Source organism: Coprococcus aceti (assembly GCF_025567285.1).
GTDB classification, from domain to species: Bacteria; Bacillota; Clostridia; order Lachnospirales; family Lachnospiraceae; genus Coprococcus; species Coprococcus aceti.
The window spans coordinates 101,668-122,747 of record NZ_JAOQJT010000007.1 but is presented as its reverse complement, the minus strand read 5'-3'; the positions used below and the strand labels follow the sequence as shown (position 1 = coordinate 122,747).

The window sequence follows — 21,080 nt, the reverse complement described above, 5'->3', positions numbered from 1 at the left end:
ATCCTCTATGACTTGTTCAGTTCGTTGTGGGACTCCTCCACCAGAGCCTTTATGTCGAATTCCTCATCCGTCTTCGACTCGTCCTTTGATATGTGGAGCAGATATTCTATGTTGCCCTCAGGTCCTTTTATAGGTGAATAGCTGAGGTGCAGTGTGCGGAATCCTATACTTCTGGCATAACCGACTATCATCTCCACAACCTCAATATGGGTTGAAAGCTCTCTGACAACGCCCTTCTTGCCAACCTTCTCTCTTCCCGCCTCGAACTGCGGCTTGATAAGGCACACGATCTCTCCACTATCCGTAAGCAGCTCCTTTACCGCTGGAAGCACCTTTGTAAGAGATATAAATGACACATCTATCGAAGCAAATTCAATCTTATCGTCAATATCCTCAGGTGTGACATATCGTATATTTGTTTTCTCCATACAGACAACTCTCTCGTCATTTCTGAGCTTCCATGCAAGCTGTCCATGACCCACGTCAACGGAATACACCTTCACCGCACCATTCTGCAGCATACAGTCGGTAAAACCACCAGTGGAAGCACCTACATCCATGCACACCTTACCCGCAAGTTCCACGCCGAAATGATCCATAGCCTTCTCAAGCTTCAGGCCTCCACGGCTCACGTATTTGAGGGTGTTGCCCCTGACCTCTATCTTAGCAGTCTCGTCAAATGTCGTGCCGGCCTTATCCTCTTTGTTATTGTCAACATACACTATTCCTGACATGATGATGGCTTTCGCCTTCTCTCGTGAATCTGCCAGTCCCTGTTCTACAAGGAGAACATCAAGTCTCTTCTTCATCTGTCTTCCTCTTATTCTGTACAATCTGTCGATATTATATGTTTTATCCTGTCATACAGCGAATCCGCGTCAAGCTTCAGCATCCTCCTGAGCTCCTCCACGCTTCCATGCTGTACAAATGTATCCTCAATGGCACACACTGTCACATCCACATCAAGATGTCTGTCCATGACATACTCCTCGACCAGAGATCCGTATCCGCCATGCTTTATCTCTTCTTCAATAACCACTATATGTTTATGATCCCTGCTGAGCTCATCTATCATATCAGTATCTATCGGCTTCAGGAATCTTGCATTGACAAATGTGACATTTGTTCCATCGGCCAGCAGTCTGTCATACACCTTCTCGGCCTCCTGGACCATGTTTCCAACAGCCACTATGGCAAGCTTCTGTCCCCTGTGGATCATCTCGCTCCTGCCATACTCAATATCCACATTGTATTCCTTAAGTCCGTAATAAGCCTCTCCTCTGGAATACTTGAGCGCAACCGGACCATCGTAAGCAACAGCCCACTCCATCGCTCTGGTGAGCTCATATCTGTTCTTCGGCGCAATGATGGTCATGTTCGGAATATGTGACAGAAACGCAGTGTCAAATATGCCCTGATGTGTATCGCCATCTGCACCGACAAGCCCTGACCTGTCAATGGCAAATATGACATGCAGCTTCTGCAGGCACACATCGTGTAAGATCTGATCATATGCCCTCTGCAAAAATGACGAGTATATCGCAACCACAGGCACCAGTCCCGACGTAGCAAGTCCCGCGGCAAACGTCACCGCATGTTCCTCCGCAATGCCCACGTCAAAAGCCCTGTCCGGGAACTCCGCGGCAAATGCCGCCACTCCTGTTCCCTTGCCCATGGCAGCCGTTATGGCTGTTATCCTTGGATCAGCCTTACCAAGCTCCACCAGCTTTCTGGCAAACACTCCTGTGTTTGTCATGACCTTCCTGTCCTTCATGACCTTTCCTGTCTGTATATCAAACGGATCAATGCCGTGGAAATAGCTCGGGTGTCTCTCGGCATGGGTATAACCCTTGCCCTTCACAGTCTTCACATGCACAAGGATCGGTCTGTTGAGCTTAAGCGCTTTGCGGAAAGTGGCCTCCATCACATCTATATCGTGTCCGTCTATAGGTCCTATATATGTGACACCCAGCTCCTCGAAGAACATACCCGGCACAAATATCTGCTTGATGGAATCCTTTGACTTCTTCAGCCCTCTGGCAAGATGCTCTCCAGCCACAGGAATCTTCATGAGGATCTTCTCCACGTTACCCTTAAAATCATTGTACTGCTGCCCAACACGTATCTTGCTGAGATATGTGGACATGCCGCCAACATTCCGATCGATGGACATATTGTTATCGTTCAGCACAACAAGGCAACCGGTCTTGATATCCGCCATATTATTCATGGCCTCATATACCATACCACCTGTGAAGGAGCCATCTCCGATCACTGCGGCAATCTTCTCATTTGTACCCTTGATACTTCTGGCGCACGCCATTCCGAGCGCAGCAGAAATGGATGTTGAGCTGTGTCCTGTATTGAACGCATCGCACGGGCTCTCACTGGTCTTCGGGAAACCGCTCATTCCTCCAAACTGTCTGAGAGTGCCCATCTCATTCTTCCTGCCCGTCAGTATCTTGTGGACATAGGACTGATGTCCCACATCCCATATAAGCTTATCCTCAGGGAAATCCAGAACCCTGTGAAGTGCCATTGTAAGTTCCACGCATCCAAGATTCGGAGCCAAATGTCCACCGGTCTCGCTCACATGCGACACCAGAAATTCTCTGATCTCATCCGCCAGCTCCGGCAGATCTTCCCTGTCTATATCCTTTATATCGTTTGGTTTATTTATTCTATCCAGTATATTCATATGCACACCACGAGAGGAGTCCTATTTATCCCTGTTTATCAGCCAGATGACCAATTCCTTCAGAAACTCATTGTCCCCGCCTATCTCTTCCAATTCTCTTACTGCTCTCTCCGACAGCTCAGTCACATAACGTCTGGATTCATCAATTCCATGTATCGTGACATATGTAACCTTGCCATTCTCCTCATCACTCAGCGTCGGCTTTCCAAGGAGCGCACTGTCTCCACAGACATCCAGAATATCGTCCTGGATCTGGAATGCCATGCCGACGTCCGATGCTATCTTGTGTACCGCCGCAACCTTAGCCTCGTCTGCCCCCGCAAGTATCGCGCCTATCATCATGGATGCCTCTATGAGGGCTCCGGTCTTGTTCTCATACACATATTCAAGCTGCTCCTTTGAGAGCTCCTTGCCGGTCATCTCCACATCGACGACCTGACCGCCTATCATGCCGTTTATACCCGGCTTCTGCGCAAGCACACACATCGCAGACGCCACAGCATGTATATCCTCACCCATGCCAAATGCCTTACATGCGGTCTCATATGCATAATTGAGCAGCGCATCCCCCGCAAGAATGGCCATCGCCTCGCCAAATACCACATGGGATGTCTTTCTTCCGCGCCTGTAATCGTCATTGTCCAGAGCCGGAAGATCGTCATGTATGAGTGAATATGTATGTATCATCTCTATCGCAGCCATGAACGGCTTTATAACCTCTGATTTGCCACCGAACAGCCTGTATGTCTCCTCCATGAGCATTGGACGAAGCCTCTTTCCACCCGCCTCTACCGAGTACGCCATGGCCTCACACACTGTCCTGTTAAATCCGTCTGCAGGTGGCAGATAGCTCTCAACTATATCGTTGATCCTTACCGCCTTCTCCGCTATAAGTTTATCTATCATGCTTCCTCCTGACCCGAAAGTGTTATCATCTCTTTCTCAACATCGCACAGGTAATTCCTGCATCTGTTTATGAGCTGGACGCCCTCAGAATAAAGCTCCATGGACTCCTTGAGCCCCGTATCAGTATTCTCAAGCGCAGCCGCTATCTCATCAAGTCTGGCAAGAGCCTCCTCTATGGACACATCCTGAAGAGTGTCCGCTGTATCCATATTCTGTGTATCTTCTGCCATATCTATTCCTCCTGCCCGGTCACGTCAGCCACGACCGCCTGTATTCTTCCATCATGAAGAGTTATCTCTATATCATCCCCAGGTGTGATCCCTACCACAGATCTGACAGGCTCACCATCCGATGAAATATATCCAAATCCATTTATGAGCTTAGCTGTAGGCGAAAGGCCATGTATTCTCTCCGTCATGACCGCAAGGGCATTCCTTGTCATGTCGTACTTTCTGACCATCGCGCTCTTCATCCTATCATGAAGTCTGTCGCAGCGCATAGATCTGTCCTCTATCTTATCCGCCATCAGCTCATTTATCTGTTTCTCTATTCTGTCAAGCTGCTGCCTCTGACTGTCCATTCTTCCGGATGGACTTAAGAGTCTGAGCTGCCTGTCATATCCATCCAGACTCCTCGCAAGTCTGTCTATCCTGCCGGATATCAGCATGGTGAGCTGTTCAAGTCTCCTGTCAAATCCGGCAACTGTCTCTGCCACCACCGGAAGCGCATGCATGACAGCCGTGGACGGATTGGATTCTCTCCTGTCCGCAACCATGTCCGCAACTGTGGTGTCTATCTCATGCCCCGTAGCCGATATGATAGGTGTCTCCGCATTGAATATGGCCCATGCCACCTGCTCCTCATTGAACGCCCACAGATCCTCCTTGGAACCTCCGCCTCTTCCGACGATGATGAGGTCGAGCCCCATGGAATCAAGTATCTCGATTCCTCTGGATATATCCGCCGCCGCATACTGTCCCTGCACGGTCGCAGGATAACAATAGAGCTGGGCATACGGATCCCTCCGTTTTGCCACTGCACGGATATCGCTTATCGCAGCCTTTGCCCCCGCCGTCACTATACCAATACGCCTCGGATAGGCGGGAATAGGCTTCTTGTATTCCTGCGAAAACAGCCCCATGCCGTCCAGTCTGGCTATGAGTCTCTCCAGCTTGGCATTCACCTCGCCGTCACCCACACGCACCAGCCTGTCTACATAGAGCTGATACTTTCCGTCTCTCACGAAGACATCAATATGACCAAATGCATGAACCTTGTCTCCGTTCTTCGGAGCAAACTTGAGTCCATATACCTGTTTTCCCGCAAACATAACAGCCGCCAGAACTCCGCTGGGATCCTTGAGACTGAAATACATATGACCTCTCTTGTCTGTTCCGAGTCCTGTGATCTCTCCCTCAACTCCCAGACTGCCAAGCCACGGCTCGCCGCTGACCAACTCCTGTATCCTCTCATTGAGTTCCTTGACTGTATATATGTTATTCTGCTGTGGCATCTGCGCCACTCTCCTTCTTGTCCTTATCACCGGATACAAGCTTTGCAAGAAGTGCATTCACGAACTTGCTCGCCGATGCATCACAATACTTCTTTGCCAGCTCAACCGCCTCATTGATGGCGACCTTCTCCGGTATGCTCTCATCGTACTTCACTTCATAGACACCAAGCCTTAATATAGCCAGCTCCTCCTTGCCTATACGAGGAAGCTTCCAGCCTTCTGATATCTGTGAAATGATCTCATCTATCTCTGCTTTCTTAGAGATGATATTCTTAACCTTGGTGGTTATATAATCTCTGTCCTCATTGCTGACTATTCCGTACAGAAGCGGATCGTCCTCCTCATCTCCCGGCATCTCAGGGTCAAATGCAAAATCAAGCTGATCCTGCATGCCCTCAGCGTCATTGAACTCCAGTGTAAATACTATCTTGAATATCCTGTCTCTTATATCTCTTCTAGTCATATCTTCCTCTCCACTATATAAAGCTTTATCTGTATCCTATCTGCCATCTCCAACACGTACACCGGCTATCCTTATGTTGACTTCCTCAACGCTCAGTCCTGTCATGGTCTCTATAGCCTGCTTGACCTTATCCTGAACCTGACCTGATACTGATGGTATGCTGTACTCGTACAGAACCTCTATCGCAATATCAACCTTTACCTTGCCAGGAAGAAGCTCTACCTTAACGCCCTTTGCAGGGTTCTTCTTTCCGAACTTTGAGGCAAGCTCATTTGGAAGGTTGCCTGTAAGTCTGTATACACCTTCAACCTCTCCGGCTGCAAGCCCTGCTATGATAGCCACTACGTCATCCGCTATCTGAACTTTGCCCAGAGAATTGCTCTCTTCTATATTGTAAGAATTATCCTGAACCGCGCTGCCTTCAATCACGATATCATCATTCAACTTATCACTCATGGTCATACCTCCCGTTTCGTATGGGTTATTTGAATCTTATTATAATCTGAAGGCAGCTATTTTGCAAGTATATGCGATTCACGGCTTATCCTTCCGCTGTCTATTTGCCACCCATGACAGATATTGCAACACTGCTTATATCATACCCTGTTTTTCGGATAACTATGTCCTCTATCTGTGCTCTCTCGGTATCCGACAGCGATTCCACATTCAGCGACACGTCAACAGCCTCATCACTTATCGTCACTATGGCATCGCTATACCCCTTTGCCGCCAGAACTGTCTCGACATCTGTCTCCTTCTCTATGGTATCGTTCAGCTTCACATATGTATCTGTCGCCTCCTTCTTTGCCGAATCGCTGAGTGCCTCATCACCTATCACATCCATCAGAGCTTCCTTGCTCCTTGATCTGCTCTGCTCACGGTTCAACTTTGCCGCGGCCATATTGCTTGTCACCTGTGCACTGGTGAGTACAGCGTCACCGATCTCATCCTCCTGGCCATTGAGCTCCACATCCTCGGTCTGGCCATTCTCATCCTTCACCGCCTGTGAGTTCTCATTTTCCGCCATGGACGAGAGATCCTCATAGTTGATCACCTCCACCTGTTTTTTGTCAGTTTTTTCCTTCTTCTTGTCCTTTCCTGCATCCGCAAAGCTCATGTAACCGGCCACCCCTATCATAACTGCAAGTGCGATGACCGCCAGTCTGTTCTTTCCACTGAATTTCTTCATAGTCCCTCCACATTAATTTGCTTCTAATATCACAATCTTATGCGTCGGCACGTCAAATAATGCCTGCACTGCATTCGTTATCTTCAGCGTTGTATCGCCATTTTCCGCCCCCTTGCAAATGATAACCACACCCTCGGTCTCCGGCTCCCTGTACCTGACCACATACGGCGAGCTCCCACTGCCCTCACTCACCATGACCGTCTCCTCCGACACGCTTCTCTGGCTGCTGTCGCCGTTCTCACTGGAACTGCTTCCGGAGTCCTTGAGTGCTATGTTCTCACCGCTGTCCTTGACCGTTATCATCACTCTCACATCCGATATTCCGTCCACCTGCTCAAGCACTGATGTGAGTCTCTCCTCCATATACTCCACATAATCCGTGGTATCCCCTGACATATTCCGGTCATTTCCGCCGGTCACATCCGCGTCTGTCTCATCGGACTGTCCGGTCCATCCGCTCTTTAGGTCATTTTTATCAGTCTTGCTGTTATTTGCCGGCCACACAACTATCATCAGACAAATCCCTGACAGCAAAATGAGCAGCAACTTGTATAATCTGTTGTTGCTGCTCTTCAATATATTCATGATCCCCGATATTCCCTTTTTCTTAGAATCCTCCACTACAGTCCCTCCTGCATATGATCTGTATTGCCCCTCCTGATGGTAATCCTGTTCTCATCAACACCATATTCCTCTGACACTGCGGATCTCAGTCCGTCTGTGTCTACTTTATCAGACTGTATGTATATCTCCATGCTGTCTATCCCAAGCTCCTCCCCGGTGACTATACGCACCACCGCATCGGCATTACAATTGTCAGATATAAACCGCTCCACTACCTCCTCCATGGCCCTGACATACATCTCATCATCGCCCTCGGCCACGTCCATTCCAAGCGATTCACTGTATGTATTGAACTCTATCCTGTCCGCATACCCAAGCCAGCCTATGACAGGATTTATCACGACCATCATCATGACAAATCCCACAGCCGACTGGACATATCTGCGCATCTTCGGATCCGGGGCAATATACAGCACGACAGAAAAAAGTATACTGCACACAACTATATTTTTCAGCCACTCAGCAAGCATGCACATCCTCCATCCGTTCTATGATATGTTCACCGACATCAGGGCTATGCTTATGATGAACATCATCACGCTTATTCCGCACGCCCTCAGCATCAGCTCCACTGTCTCCGCCATGATGCCTGCTGCCTCGGCATATCTTTTGTCTCCGACCGGCTGCACCACCGCGGCGATGAACCTTAATATGAACATGATGACGATTATCTTGATCATTGGCACTGCGGCCAGTATGACTATCATGATCGTACACGCCATCCCCATACAGTTTCTGATAAACTCTCCTGTGCTCACCATCACACTGATGACAGCGCTCACCGTGGACATACCTGCACCTTTTCCCAATGTCCTGAGTATGCCATTTCTTGAAAGCCTGTCCATGGACGGTGCTATCATGCTCTTGACCACATTTATCCCGGTTACCACCGCAAACATTGTCCGCATTCCCCACACCGCCAGGCTCTTCATAAGCCCCGCCATCCGGGAGAAATAATCCTCGCTTCCAAGATTATTTATGAGTGCTATGAGCCCGCCGCATTTGATGAGGGGGAGTATGAACTTTATTATCACATTCTGGCAAATGTATATCACCAGGATTATGACCGACTGTGAATATCCGGCACTCTCCGGGCCGCTCACATATAACACAGACGAGGCATACATGGGATAGAACGCTTTCATGAACTCCGTGACATCTCCTATGGTGTCCTGCACGATGGACTGCACTAGGACGAAATCCCCCAGCAGCAGCGATAACAACACCATGTATGTAACCATGAAACCATGGGCGGATACATACTCGCCCATATTTCCCGCAAGCTGGGCAAATGTACTTCCGAGCACGATCACCGCTATGATCTGCAGCGCCAGCCCCCTGCTTGTCCTGACCTCGTATATGACACTGTCGGAAAACACTTTTAGTGCCATGTCTATGGTGGAATCCACGTCACCACTCTTTAGGGACTCGTATATGTCGTAGAAGGTCACGTCGGATTTGTCTTTTGTGATCTCATTGAGGCTTCCGATGACGGAGTCGTCCTCCAATATATCTGAGTTAATATCAGAGTCACTTTCCGTGGTATTTTCCTTTTCATTCTCAGCATAAAATTCTGGACAATATTTGATATCTGTATCATATGATTCAACTTTACTCTCATTACACACATTTGCCGCATCAGGCACTGACACCCCCATAAAGAGCATCAGCACCACCACTATCAAATTACCCCTCAACTATGGTCACCACCAGATCTATAACTCCCATGAGTATGGGCATACTGAGCAAAATAAGAGTTATCTTTCCCGCCATCTCCACCTGGGATGCCATGGCATTGCAGCCGGCATCTTTGCAGATATCTGATGAAAATCGGCATATATACGCTATACCTATCATTTTCAGGATCACGTCTATATATGAAATATTCACCGACACGTACGCAGTCAGCCTGTCTATGTACGAAGCTATAAGTCTGAACCTGCTCACCACAAAATACATGAGCATCACACACCCGGCTATGGACAACACGATCCCGTACCCGGAATCCAGTTCTTTTATCTTCACCGCTATCAGAACCACGATCACCGCAGCCAGAGAAACCGCCATGAGATTCATCATTTACCCCCACATCTACTCTCACTTATTGTCCTATATTTACAATATCCATGATCTCGTTGAACAGGTCACTTATGTACGGGATAACCCAGGAAAGCACAATGATGAGTCCCGCCAGATTGAGCAGATAGGCGTGCTCCTCCTTGCCTGAATGTTTTAGTATCTGGTTGAGCAGTGCCACCAGAATTCCCACTGCACCTATTTTTAGAAGTATCTGGATCGTCATCGTCTCTCCCTCTTAACCTACATGAGCAATATAACTATGAATACGCCTCCAAGCAGCCCAAGTGAATTGGCAAGCCTCTTTATCCCGGAACTTCTGGCGCGTTCCCGCTGGTATCTGTCCGTAATTATATCTTCCACAAGATTTATCCTTGAGAGCTGTGCCTCAACGTCCATATCTCCCATTATCTTTCCAAGCCTGTCCACATCCGCCAGCACCTCCAAGCTCAGGGCACTGTCCCGCCTCAGCATCGCCAGTGAGTCTGTCCACAATTCTGCAAATGGCCTGTCCCTGTTCTTCTCAGACATCTCCGCCAGACCGTTCACCCATTTACCAACATTTCCCTTGAGACGCTTTGCACTGTCGGCGAGTATCTCCGGGAGCTCCGATCCGGCATACATGATCTGCCCCTTGAACAGTTGTATAAAGAGCAGCATTTCCTCCATCTCCTTCACCATGCATCCATGCAACTGCCCTATGGCATGTCCCACCATAAATGAGGCATATACGATCAGACAGCCTCCTATCGCCTTAACCATGTCCTGCCTCCCATCTAATCGTACCAGCACAGCCGGTTGCCCTGGCCGTCAAATATATCAGAGATCTGTCCCGCCTTGTCGCCTCCAAGCACGACATACCTCTCAAAAACCCTGTTCTCCACAAGACGCCTTATCCCTGCCCTGTCTCTCACATCATCCATGGAATAGCCATGTGCAGTAGCAAGCAGACGGCATCCGCAGTTTATCACGCCGAAAATGGCATCGACATCCTGCTGCCCTCCTATCTCATCGACCGCTATGAGATCAGGCGCCATGGTTCGAACCAGCATCATCATTCCTGAAGCTTTTGGACAGCAGTCAAGAACATCAGTCCTCATTCCGACATCATTCTGCGGAACGCCCTTGTAGCACGCCGCTATCTCCGATCTCTCATCAACCACACCAACTGTCATTCCTCCGTCAGACACTACTCTTATGATATCCCTGAGCAGTGTGGTCTTGCCGTGACACGGAGCGGACACTATGAGCGTGTTCATCAGCTTGCCGTCACTGTATATGTATGGCAGGACATCACCGCTGCATCCCTTGATCTCATGTGCCACCCTGATATTAAGAAATGATATGTGTCTGATGCATTTGATCCTTGTTCCATCGAGTATGATCTTGCCCGCAACTCCTACCCTGTGTCCACCGCACACGGTGATAAAGCCCTGACGTATCTCATCCTCATAGGCATACAGGGAATGATTGCAGATACATTCCAGAGTGTCGTTCACATCCCTGGCAGTCACTATGTACGCATCCTTCATATTACAGGTTCTTGATCCGCAGGAATCAACATATATCTCCGAGTCCTCGTATCTAAGTATAAAGGGACTATTCACCCTCAGACGTATCTCCCACAGTCTCCCATAATCAAGCCTCAGCTTCTCAACCATGCACCTGATCCTGATGGGAAGCAGATGCAATATATCTTCTCCACACATATGTATCGTCCTTCTTCTATATAACACTGTCTGTACAGCTACATAAAAAGTATATTCAGAGGGTGGGGAGGTTAGAACCTTGGGTTGCTTACAGCACAAAAAAGTCCCGGCGATTCAAATATCCTGAATCACCGGGACTCTTATTCTTCTTATATGTTATCGTAGGTAGTTATATCCTAATGCTGGTAACAATTATTATACTCTTGAAAGATACTCGCCAGTACGTGTATCGATCTTGATCGTGTCACCCTCGTTAACGAAGAGAGGTACTGATACCTGTGCGCCTGTCTCAACTGTACATGGCTTTGTTGCACCTGTAGCTGTATCACCCTTAACACCTGGCTCGCACTCTGTGATAACAAGCTCAACGAAGAGAGGTGGCTCTACAGCAAATACGTTGCCATTGTGTGAACAGATCTTACACATCTCGTTCTCCTTAACGAACTTAAGTGAATCACCTATAGCTGCTGAGCTGATAGGAATCTGATCATATGTCTCTGGATCCATGAAGTAATAAAGATCTCCGTCATTGTACAGATACTGCATGTCCTTTCTCTCGATGTGAGCCTTCTCACACTTCTCTGTTGGACGGAATGACTTCTCTACAACACCGCCACTCTTGATGTTCTTAAGCTTTGTTCTAACGAAAGCTGCACCCTTTCCTGGCTTAACGTGCTGGAACTCTATAATCTGATAAATATTTCCTTCGAATTCGATTGTAACGCCGTTTCTAAAATCGCCTGCTGAGATCATCTCTGCCATAACTATCTTATCCTCCTTAAAGATATAAACTTCTTGTCACATTTTATAATATATGAAATAAATTTTCAACTATTTTTTACCATACCATCAACCTTTATCAGGTAAGTCTACGTTTCTGCGCTTTCTACTGTCGTATATACACAGCAATACAAACGTACATACTCCTACGGCACTCACGATGGCTCCCGGTATAAGACCTGCGGTATAATACCTGAGTTCTATATCGTGATAGCCGCCACTACTAAATCTCTATCAACTTCTTCTCTGATCCTGTAAGATTCCTATAACCATCCTCCGTCACAACAACCAGATCCTCAATCCTGACACCAAACTGTCCAGGAATATAGATTCCCGGTTCGACCGTTATGACCATGCCAGGTTTCAATATGTCATCACACTTAGGTGAAAATCTCGGATTCTCGTGTATAAACAATCCCACCGAATGTCCAAGTCCATGTCCAAAGCAATCTCCATATCCGGCATCGGCTATTATACGTCTAGCAACAGCATCAACATCGTTACATCTGACTCCTGGTTTTATCATATTCATAGACTCCGTCTGAGCCTTGAGTACCGTATCATACACATATTTCATTGAATCAGATGCCTTTCCTATTGCTACGGTTCTGGTCATATCTGAACAATATCCCTCATATATACAGCCAAAATCCATAGTGAGAAAGTCCCCCTTATTCAGAGTCTTATCCGTAGGAATAGCATGCGGCATAGATGAATTCATTCCAGATGCAGCTATGGTGTCAAAACTCAAGCCCTCCGCACCATTTTTCTTCATATGATACTCCAGTTCAAGCGCAACATCCTTCTCTGTAATGCCAGGTCTGAGATATTCCAGTATATGTGAAAATGCCTTGTCTCCTATTGACTCCGCTATATGGATATTCTCGATCTCCTCATCAGTTTTTATCTCTCTTAAGGAATCCAGCTTACCATCAAGGCTTATCCATTCCACACCGAATATTCCTGTCGAATATTCCGAATACTCTCTATAGCTGATGCTAAGATTCTCAAATCCAACTCTAAGATTCCCAGAATTTTTTCTCTGTCCATCAAGAATAGATGAAATACACGCAACATATCCTTTTCCAGCAATATCCGCACATTCATATCCTTCGCACTCGCGCTGGACCTGCTCCGTATATCTTGAATCCGTTATGACTGTCTTACCTGATCCTGCCAGAACTATAACGCCCTCGCCGCGGTACGATGCTATATATCTCATGTTGTACCTGTCAGTGATCAATATCGCATCAAGATTCATCTCATCTATTATCCTTCTGACCTTTTCATAAGCAATTGCTGTGTCCATAACCATCATCTCCCACCTTCTATATAAGAACTTATTTCCTGTACTATCTCATCTATTTCAATTCCTGTAACCGGAACTATGATATCAGCGGCAGCTTCATACACCGGTCCTCGCTGTCCCATAAGTTTCCTCACTCTCTGATCTACATTTTCTCCCTGCAGAAGAGGTCTGGTCGTATCTCCCGCAAGTCGCCTTACTACCTCCTCAGGCTTAACATCCAGATATATGATCCTGCCCATTCGCCTGAGTTCATCCACATTCGCCTGTCTCATAGGAAGTCCACCTCCAGTGGATATAACCGTATGTGACAGCCGGCTGTTCAATTCCTTAAGAGTATCTGTCTCAAGCTGTCTGAAATACTCTTCCCCCTTGTCGGCAAATATCTGCTTTATGCTGCAACCAGCCTTGTCCTCTATATAAGAATCCACATCCAGCAGATCAAAGTTCAGCTTTCTCGCAAGAGCTTCTCCGACAGTTGTCTTACCACATCCCATAAATCCTATGAGGATCACATTTTCTCTGATTGACTGCAGCAACCTGTCGTACACAATATCAGCAACATCCTCCGATATGGATATATCATTCCAGAGCTCATATGCAATTATTCCCTGATAAAGGAGCATACGCAAACCATTGTACGCCAATGCTCCAGCCTGTCTGCAAAGCTTCATAAACTTTGTCTCAAACGGATTATATATGAGATCGATTCCCACACTGACTCTGTCGTAAAAATGTGGATCATCGATGACTACAGCCTCATTGTTCGGTGCCAGACCTATCGATGTGGACTGGAATACCACGAACTTATCATCTACATTCTCCTGCAGTAACTGTCCATAATCACCAAGTCTCATGGCAGTCATTGTCTCTCTGCCAAAATGACCATTCATGTCCTCTGCTATCGTCTGTGCCTTCTCGATCGTTCTGTTAAGAATATATACCTTATCCGCACCCTTATTCATGCACATATATGCCACAGCTCTCGCTGCACCGCCTGCGCCAAGTATGATTACCCTCTTACTGTCCAGTTCCACTCCGTAGGACTCCAGTTCTCTGGACAGCCCCATCATATCTGTGTTATATCCCTTATAACCGTTTGCAGTCCTGACAAGAGTGTTGACCGCACCTATTGCCGCTGCCCCCTCATCTATATCCACAAGTGAAGCCATTATCTCATTCTTGTGAGGCACAGTGGCATTCATTCCCAGTATATTCAGTTCAAATGCACCCTTTACAGCATCCGCCAGTCCCTCCTTATGGGTGTGGAACGGTACATACACCTCATTTATCCCCAATATATCGCTGAGTGTGTTGTGTATAAGCGGTGACAAGGTGTGCTGAACCGGATCACCAAGCAAACCCAATAATCTTGTCTTTCCATTTATCTCCATATGTATCTCCATCCTTCAGTCTGTTATTTTAAACAGAGTTAGTATAACACAAAAAGAAACCGGAGTATATAACCACCCCGGTTTCTATGTTTATTGCTATTATTTATACTATATACGCATTATGCAAATACATTCTTCTTCTCGGCGATGAAATCTCCAAGTGCCGGAACGTCTATAGTATTGTCTGTCAGGTCAAACAATGGATCTGCGGCCTTAACCTTGATCATTGTATATACAGGAACTGTCTTGCCCTGGTAATATACCTCCACAACGATGTATGTGTAATTTCCACCATATGGTGCATAACACGAATCATCAGGTGTAAGAGCTGAATCATCACCATTTCTCACAATATCCTTTATGTCGCCTGATATAGATGTTAACTTTGCTGTACCAATCTTTGTGTATGACTTGATCATTCTATCAGTATCCTCTGTGTAGCTTGGTCTGATCGAGTAATCGGAATCATCATAATCCAGATCATAGTAAATGTTAACCTTTGTTACCTTTGTCTTCTCTGGAATACCAATCTTGTAATCAAAGTCAGGATCGTCAGTCTTTGAATCAACTTCCTTAACATATACTGTCTTTCCTGACGAAGCAAGTGCCTCTGCATCCTTTGGAAGCTCATCCTCTGCAGCCCATGTCTGCTTTGGATCGTAACACTTAATAGTTGGCATCTCTGGTACTGCTGATGCACTGTTTACAATAACATTGATGAACAGCTTTCTCTCATCATTGTTTCTTGTACGTCTACCTGTAACTGATGAATGTCCGGCACCACAATATGTGATCGCACCACTGCCATAAGCTGTAGTGTAGATGAAGTAAGCCTCCATTGCATCTCCAGGATCCGCTGCATACTTTGATGAACGCATCTTACTGTTCGATGAGTTATTTGAACCTGCAAGAGTATACCATACTGTTATGTTGTCACTCTCAAGATCAAGTGCAAATGCCTGCTGATGTGTACCCGATATGTTCAGTGATGAACTTATGTTGTATGGATACAATGTTACAAGACCTGAGTTAAGCTGTGTAGCCTTAACTGTCTCAGCACAAGCTGACTGATCCTGATTTGCTGCCTGTGACCAGGCTGTTGCTGCCTTATATGACTCCTGTGCATATACATATGGAAGTGTAGTTGTTGCACCGGCCATATTACCATTGTAGTAAAGTGCTGTCATTGCAAGTGCACTTACATATACCTTCTTATCTTTTCCAAGATATGGCTGCCAGTATGCATCCTTCTCAACAAATACATCCATAATGTTAGAATTCATACTGTTCAGTAATCCTTCGCCCGCTGTAGGATTATTTGCATATGGTGTCAGGTAATACAAGCTGCTATCCGGTGATGTATATGTCACATCATCGACTGTTCCATCTGCTGTGTATGTAACATCCAATGTACTTGTATTAACAGAAGCCTTGCTGTAAGAAACACTCTTAACGTTATACTTACCAAGCTTAAGCGGATTGTCATACTTGACAACATTGTCTGTTACATCAACATGGAATCTGTTCATTCCTACTACTGATATAAGTGACTTTGTAAGATTAACTGCACCTGCATTTGCATATGGTGACATTGAATCGTGGAAGAAGAACAAATCTCCTCCTGCTGATACATAGTCAAGTATGTACTGACATGTTTCCTTCTTGAAGTCAACCTTAAATCCACCAAATGAATCCGATGGTCCAAGAACAAGTATTGAGTACATGTTCTTCATAAAGCTCTTACCATATGAACGTCTGAGGTAAGTATTGTACTTATCCTTTGCCTCAAGTTCTGCGTTCTTTGCTGTCACATAATCTGAATAATACTTAGCAAAATCAGCTCCGAAATCATCTGACATCTTTCCTGCTTTGAAGTCACCCTCACAGTGATTCATTGTGTTGTACTTTGGCCAGAATATCAGATAATAATCGCCTGTATCCTGCATATACTGAAGGACTTTCTTTGTCTCTGCATTGCTTGTCCTGAAATTATTGATAAATGTACTGTAATTTGTAGTTCCTGTATATTTACCATCAATATAGTCTATTGCATTCTTGAGATAGTTATCAAGAATCTTCTTTGGCGTTGCAACCTTTGCTGACGCTGCTGAATATTCTGTAAGTGCAACAGCGGCAAGGCTCTCGTACTCTTCCTGACTATGTCCATCAACCTTCTCACCCTTGGCAAGCTTCTCAGCCTCTTCTACCATAGTATCAAGGCAATCATACTGAGCATCTACTCCATCTCCTGTCTTGAATGAAGCTCTATCACTTGAAGCAACCACAAGATCAAGATTTATGTCATAATCCTCTGAAAGCTCATCTGCAAGATTCGAATAATAATCATCCGCATCTGTGTTTGTATCAAACTCATATACGCCGAATCTGTTTTCATGTCTTCCAAGAACTGCATACTGAGTAGTTGAAGCGTTATCAAGCTCTGCCATGTTTGCAAATACATTGTACTTTGCAATCTTGTGAGCTGTCTGTGACTCAATATCAAAGTAAAGTGTATCAGTTGCTCCCCATGAGGTTGCCGTCTGTCCCTCTGCCATTGTCTGAACCTGAAGAACATTTATCTCACTCTTTGATACATTATTGTTTACTATCTTGCTGAGACCTGTAGAAGAAGCAACTATATTGCCATCCTCATCTGTTATCTCAAGATACCATGCTGCTGATCCAAAGAATTCTGAGTCAAGCGCTACTGTCAGTGATTTCTCCTGACCATTTGTGATCTTGTCCTCAAGACAATAATCACCGCCGCCCTTCTCGAACTTTGTATTCTTATCAACATCTACAAACAACTTGTAGTTATATACTGACTTGTCACCATCAACCTGGAATGTAAACTGTAGTCTGTTGGACTTGATATAAGTCTGCTGTATTCCCTGCTGATATGTAACTGGTTTTGTAGTGATAGTAAGTCTTGTTCTATGTGCACTTCCTGTCACCAGTCTGTTAAGAGATGCTGAAGTTGCATCATCATAGACTACCTTGTAATTATAATATACAGTATCTGTTCCCGGACGCTTATACCATGACTGATCCTGTACGTCTGAGTCCATATAATCAGTTTCCTTGAACTTACCTCCAGCAAGTGACTGAACACGCTTTGTCCATAAACTGTTACCGTATATTCCATCCTTATCACTTATATACTGTGTTGCATCCTTATCGAATCCCCACAGAATATTTGATCCATTTGCTCCTGTATGTCTTGCATAGAGAGTATCTACCAACTGATACATTCTTGATGATGGATCGAGATAATAATTCTTTCTCTCAAGCTTTCCATCTTTATACCAATATCCCTGAAGGAGCTCAGCCTGTGAAAGCTTATCACCATTTGCATTTGTACCCTGCATATTCTCATATACGCTGGTAAGCTCATCACTTATGATCATCGGTCTGCCTGATGCCATGTATGTGAGAAGCTCCTGATACTTTGTGTTTGTCAGGTCGTTACCATTCTCTGCAAGATATGTTGTTGTGTAATACTTGTCACCAACCTTTGGTGATGCAAGCATATTTGTTGATCCTGATATAGGTGCTGTATCTGGGCTATATGTAGATGCATTCATCAACTGACTGAGTGTACCTGTGTGGTAATACATGATGAATGTTGGGAATATCTGATATGTGTAACCCGGCGTAGCATTACCGATATCATTCTGTCCTTTGTACATCTCCGCTGGATTTCTATCCATAGCACTTATATCGCCACCGATATATACCAGATCGTATGTCGCTGCTATATCTTCCTTCATACCAATGAGCTGCTCGGTCGAAACCTGAGTGAGCTGAATATCTCCAATGGATATTCCATCGATAGCATACGCTATCTTCGCCTTGGTAAGATCAAAATCATAATACTCTGTTCTGGCCGCAAGCTCCTGTTTAGACTTACCACTTACTACATCAGATGGAACTGTATAATAGTTTCCTGTTATTTTAGTTGTTCCATCACTTCTTGTTGTATAAGCTGTACTTACGGTATCCTGAAGTGCTGCCACCTCAAGATCAATCGGATAATCCGGCTGAATCTCAAGTACCTTGAACTTGTTATCAGAACCATCGCGATACACACTGGCATTGATAACATCAGCCACTGCCTTTGCCGATGGTGAATCAACTACCGGAATGGTTGGATCTGAATCATCGCCACTGCCATCTCCTGAGCCCTTTCCGTCACCGGCCTTAGAAGAAACTATAAAATACTGTCCACTCTCGACTGCACTGCACAGATCCTTGAATACCGCTGTGCCTATCTCCTTGTTATATGTACCCTTGTCAATAAATACAAAGTCATACTCTGAGAGATCAAGCTTATCATAAGTACCATTCATGAATACTGCCTGGGTTTCGAGATATTTGTCATGCAGACCAGTAACATACGAAACAACCTTTGCCGCATCTGAGAAATCCAGATTAGTATATACAAGATCACTCTTATACTCATAATTGAGATCTGCATTACCAACATTCTCCTGGAAATCCTGATATGTAACTACAACATTCTCATCTTCTGTTCCTGCTGCGTCTATTCTGTATGTGTATCCTGATACATTGTCCTCGTCAACTGTCTTAATATTGAAATCATACTGATAATCAGTATCACTTCCGTCAACAAGACCGGAATTATCAGCTACTCCAACCACAAGATCATCATAAGAGAACTGGTCATCACTGACATCTCCTCCAACTACAACCTTGTAGCTATATTCAGGGCTGAGTCTGTCAAAGCTGTATGTGTATACAGTCTCCATAACTGTGTTGCCATCAGCATCCTTTATCTCCTGACCATTCTCGTCAAGTTTCGGAACCTCTTTCATCTCAAGAGGAGCCTTCATAAGAATATCTACTGATGTTCCTGCCAGATTAAGCTGTGTTCCATTTTCTACTACAAGATATGCATACATATCTGCTGCTGGATCCACTGCATCACCTGCATCATCAGTACATCTCACTGTACCGGAAACTGACTTTGTCTTGACATCCTTATAGTATGATGTTGCAAAGTTGACATTCTTAAATGCCTTACCGCCATTGGTCATCGCCTCTACAAGATCGGCACTGTCAATGAGATAAACATCAGCACCACTTGGCACATATCTTGAAAGACCTGTACCACTGCTTGAAGTACCATTCGCATACATATGTCCTGTCAGATCGCTGTTTGGAGCCTTCTGTACAGATTCCCATGTATTTGTCTTCGCATTGAATGTGTAATCAGCAGAAGCCATGTCTCCACGTGTAGCACTGCTATTCTTCTCTGTGATTTCACTGAACATTGCACTGCCGGCTCCGTCCTCTGAAATCACAAGTATCTTGGCATTATCAAAGTTCCACGACTTTCTGTCTCCTGTAAGACCTGATCTTGAACCAGCCTTATCATATGTGGAATCCTTGATATTATCCGGTATGTTACCATCAAGGAAATCAAGTATTGATACACCCTCATACCACTTATAGTATGTTCCATAGTTAAGGTAATCGCTACCACCCTCGCTGGCTTTTCTCTCTGCCTGAAGAATAAAGTCAGAGATCGTCTTTGTTGTCTTGTTTATATCAGGAGTCGTCTTGTTATCATCTGCCTCCTGATAAAGTGTCTTAAAGAAATCCGGCTCTGTAACAAGGACATTATCATATCTTGCCACAGCACCCTTAGTGATCAGCTTGTATGCAAGTGCACCCATTCTGTAATCATCATTATTTCCTGTTATAAGCTCTGGCTCTGATGTACACAGAGTTCCTGTACACAATGCTATAGGATGTGAGTTTGCTGTAGCATACGCATCCAACCAGTTATACAGATCCTCGCTTATATCATTTGCTTTGCTGGCATAATCGCTGGCACCATTCGCCCAAATATATATGAAATCCGCCTGATTGAGGATTCCCTGGGCTGTTGTATCCATGCTGTTCAGCTCGCTGACTGTACAAGTTGTAAGAGTCACCGCACCGGCAGCCATGTTATCGCTTATCGTCTTATATCCATTGAACACTGCAAGTCTAAAATACTCACCTGCATACACATATCTCCAGAGATATGTTGTTGAATCGTATCCTGTCAGCTTCTTCGCATCACCTGAAAACTTGCTATCAGTGACGGTTTCCTTCAGCTTCTCATCCATATCTGCATTACCACTATATGAATCAGGTACTATCTGGACGATTCTGAATTTGTCCTCTCCTGTCTGTTTCTTGCCAGCATCGTTGGAGTTCTTGACTGCCAGATCGATATTGGACAATCCTGTCAGACTTGTAGATTTGCTTCCGCTGCCGTTCGCATCACTCAGGGAAGCCTGAGAATCGGAGTTAGCCAGTGTATAATTCACAAATATAGAGCTGACTACAAGTGCGAATATAATAGCTATAGATGATAAGACTATTTTTTTATTCTTAAACACTGTATTTTC

General features: G+C 45.4%; 19 protein-coding genes. All 19 read right to left on the bottom strand.

The window, feature by feature from the left end; genetic code table 11:
- Nucleotides 1–5: 5 nt before the first annotated feature.
- The 19 genes from OCV54_RS10660 to OCV54_RS10570 all read right to left on the bottom strand — a co-directional run bounded on the left by OCV54_RS10660 (nt 6) and on the right by OCV54_RS10570 (nt 21,071).
- On the bottom strand, nt 6–809 hold the full coding sequence (locus OCV54_RS10660; RefSeq protein ID WP_022216691.1) for a TlyA family RNA methyltransferase: 804 nt from the start codon (nt 807–809) through the stop codon (nt 6–8).
- 11 nt (nt 810–820) lie between these two features.
- Nucleotides 821–2,698: a 1-deoxy-D-xylulose-5-phosphate synthase gene (gene dxs / locus OCV54_RS10655; RefSeq protein ID WP_070099129.1), complete on the bottom strand. Its 1,878-nt coding sequence runs from the start codon at nt 2,696–2,698 to the stop codon at nt 821–823.
- A gap of 21 nt (nt 2,699–2,719) precedes the next feature.
- On the bottom strand, nt 2,720–3,604 hold the full coding sequence (locus tag OCV54_RS10650) for a polyprenyl synthetase family protein (RefSeq protein WP_022216694.1): 885 nt from the start codon (nt 3,602–3,604) through the stop codon (nt 2,720–2,722).
- Nucleotides 3,601–3,834, bottom strand: a complete 234-nt coding sequence (xseB, locus tag OCV54_RS10645) for an exodeoxyribonuclease VII small subunit (protein ID WP_015533558.1) — start codon at nt 3,832–3,834, stop codon at nt 3,601–3,603. Before xseB ends, OCV54_RS10650 begins: the two co-directional genes overlap by 4 nt.
- Nucleotides 3,835–3,836: 2 nt before the next feature.
- The gene (gene xseA, locus OCV54_RS10640; protein ID WP_022216695.1) at nt 3,837–5,117 is read right to left on the bottom strand and encodes an exodeoxyribonuclease VII large subunit; all 1,281 of its coding nucleotides are present in this window, start codon (nt 5,115–5,117) and stop codon (nt 3,837–3,839) included.
- Nucleotides 5,101–5,580: a transcription antitermination factor NusB gene (gene nusB, locus OCV54_RS10635; protein ID WP_015533559.1), complete on the bottom strand. Its 480-nt coding sequence runs from the start codon at nt 5,578–5,580 to the stop codon at nt 5,101–5,103. The genes xseA and nusB overlap by 17 nt, the downstream gene beginning before the upstream one ends.
- Nucleotides 5,581–5,616: 36 nt before the next feature.
- Entirely contained in the window at nt 5,617–6,036 is a 420-nt protein-coding gene (locus OCV54_RS10630) for an Asp23/Gls24 family envelope stress response protein (protein ID WP_015533560.1), read from the bottom strand.
- 100 nt (nt 6,037–6,136) lie between these two features.
- Nucleotides 6,137–6,769, bottom strand: coding sequence for a SpoIIIAH-like family protein (locus tag OCV54_RS10625; protein ID WP_015533561.1), 633 nt, complete (start codon nt 6,767–6,769; stop codon nt 6,137–6,139).
- A gap of 12 nt (nt 6,770–6,781) precedes the next feature.
- Entirely contained in the window at nt 6,782–7,390 is a 609-nt protein-coding gene (locus OCV54_RS10620) for a stage III sporulation protein AG (RefSeq protein ID WP_022216696.1), read from the bottom strand.
- Nucleotides 7,390–7,863: a stage III sporulation protein AF gene (locus tag OCV54_RS10615; protein WP_015533562.1), complete on the bottom strand. Its 474-nt coding sequence runs from the start codon at nt 7,861–7,863 to the stop codon at nt 7,390–7,392. Before OCV54_RS10615 ends, OCV54_RS10620 begins: the two co-directional genes overlap by 1 nt.
- 18 nt (nt 7,864–7,881) lie before the next feature.
- A complete protein-coding gene (locus OCV54_RS10610; RefSeq protein ID WP_147343965.1) occupies nt 7,882–9,090 on the bottom strand; it encodes a stage III sporulation protein AE in 1,209 nt (402 codons plus the stop codon).
- Nucleotides 9,080–9,460, bottom strand: coding sequence for a stage III sporulation protein AD (spoIIIAD, locus tag OCV54_RS10605; protein WP_207642927.1), 381 nt, complete (start codon nt 9,458–9,460; stop codon nt 9,080–9,082). The genes OCV54_RS10610 and spoIIIAD overlap by 11 nt, the downstream gene beginning before the upstream one ends.
- Nucleotides 9,461–9,494: 34 nt before the next feature.
- On the bottom strand, nt 9,495–9,695 hold the full coding sequence (gene spoIIIAC, locus OCV54_RS10600) for a stage III sporulation protein AC (protein ID WP_015533564.1): 201 nt from the start codon (nt 9,693–9,695) through the stop codon (nt 9,495–9,497).
- 17 nt (nt 9,696–9,712) lie between these two features.
- The gene (locus tag OCV54_RS10595) at nt 9,713–10,231 is read right to left on the bottom strand and encodes a stage III sporulation protein AB (RefSeq protein WP_015533565.1); all 519 of its coding nucleotides are present in this window, start codon (nt 10,229–10,231) and stop codon (nt 9,713–9,715) included.
- Between the two features lie 14 nt (nt 10,232–10,245).
- Nucleotides 10,246–11,178: a stage III sporulation protein AA gene (gene spoIIIAA, locus OCV54_RS10590; protein WP_015533566.1), complete on the bottom strand. Its 933-nt coding sequence runs from the start codon at nt 11,176–11,178 to the stop codon at nt 10,246–10,248.
- A 195-nt stretch (nt 11,179–11,373) separates the two neighbouring features.
- Nucleotides 11,374–11,931 (bottom strand): elongation factor P, encoded by a 558-nt coding sequence (gene efp / locus OCV54_RS10585; protein ID WP_055144922.1) that lies wholly within the window; start codon nt 11,929–11,931, stop codon nt 11,374–11,376.
- A gap of 250 nt (nt 11,932–12,181) precedes the next feature.
- Nucleotides 12,182–13,273 (bottom strand): M24 family metallopeptidase, encoded by a 1,092-nt coding sequence (locus OCV54_RS10580; RefSeq protein ID WP_015533568.1) that lies wholly within the window; start codon nt 13,271–13,273, stop codon nt 12,182–12,184.
- Nucleotides 13,273–14,658: a shikimate kinase gene (locus OCV54_RS10575; protein ID WP_015533569.1), complete on the bottom strand. Its 1,386-nt coding sequence runs from the start codon at nt 14,656–14,658 to the stop codon at nt 13,273–13,275. The genes OCV54_RS10580 and OCV54_RS10575 overlap by 1 nt, the downstream gene beginning before the upstream one ends.
- 119 nt (nt 14,659–14,777) lie before the next feature.
- A complete protein-coding gene (locus tag OCV54_RS10570; RefSeq protein ID WP_055223934.1) occupies nt 14,778–21,071 on the bottom strand; it encodes a DUF5057 domain-containing protein in 6,294 nt (2,097 codons plus the stop codon).
- Between the last annotated feature and the right edge of the window lie 9 nt (nt 21,072–21,080).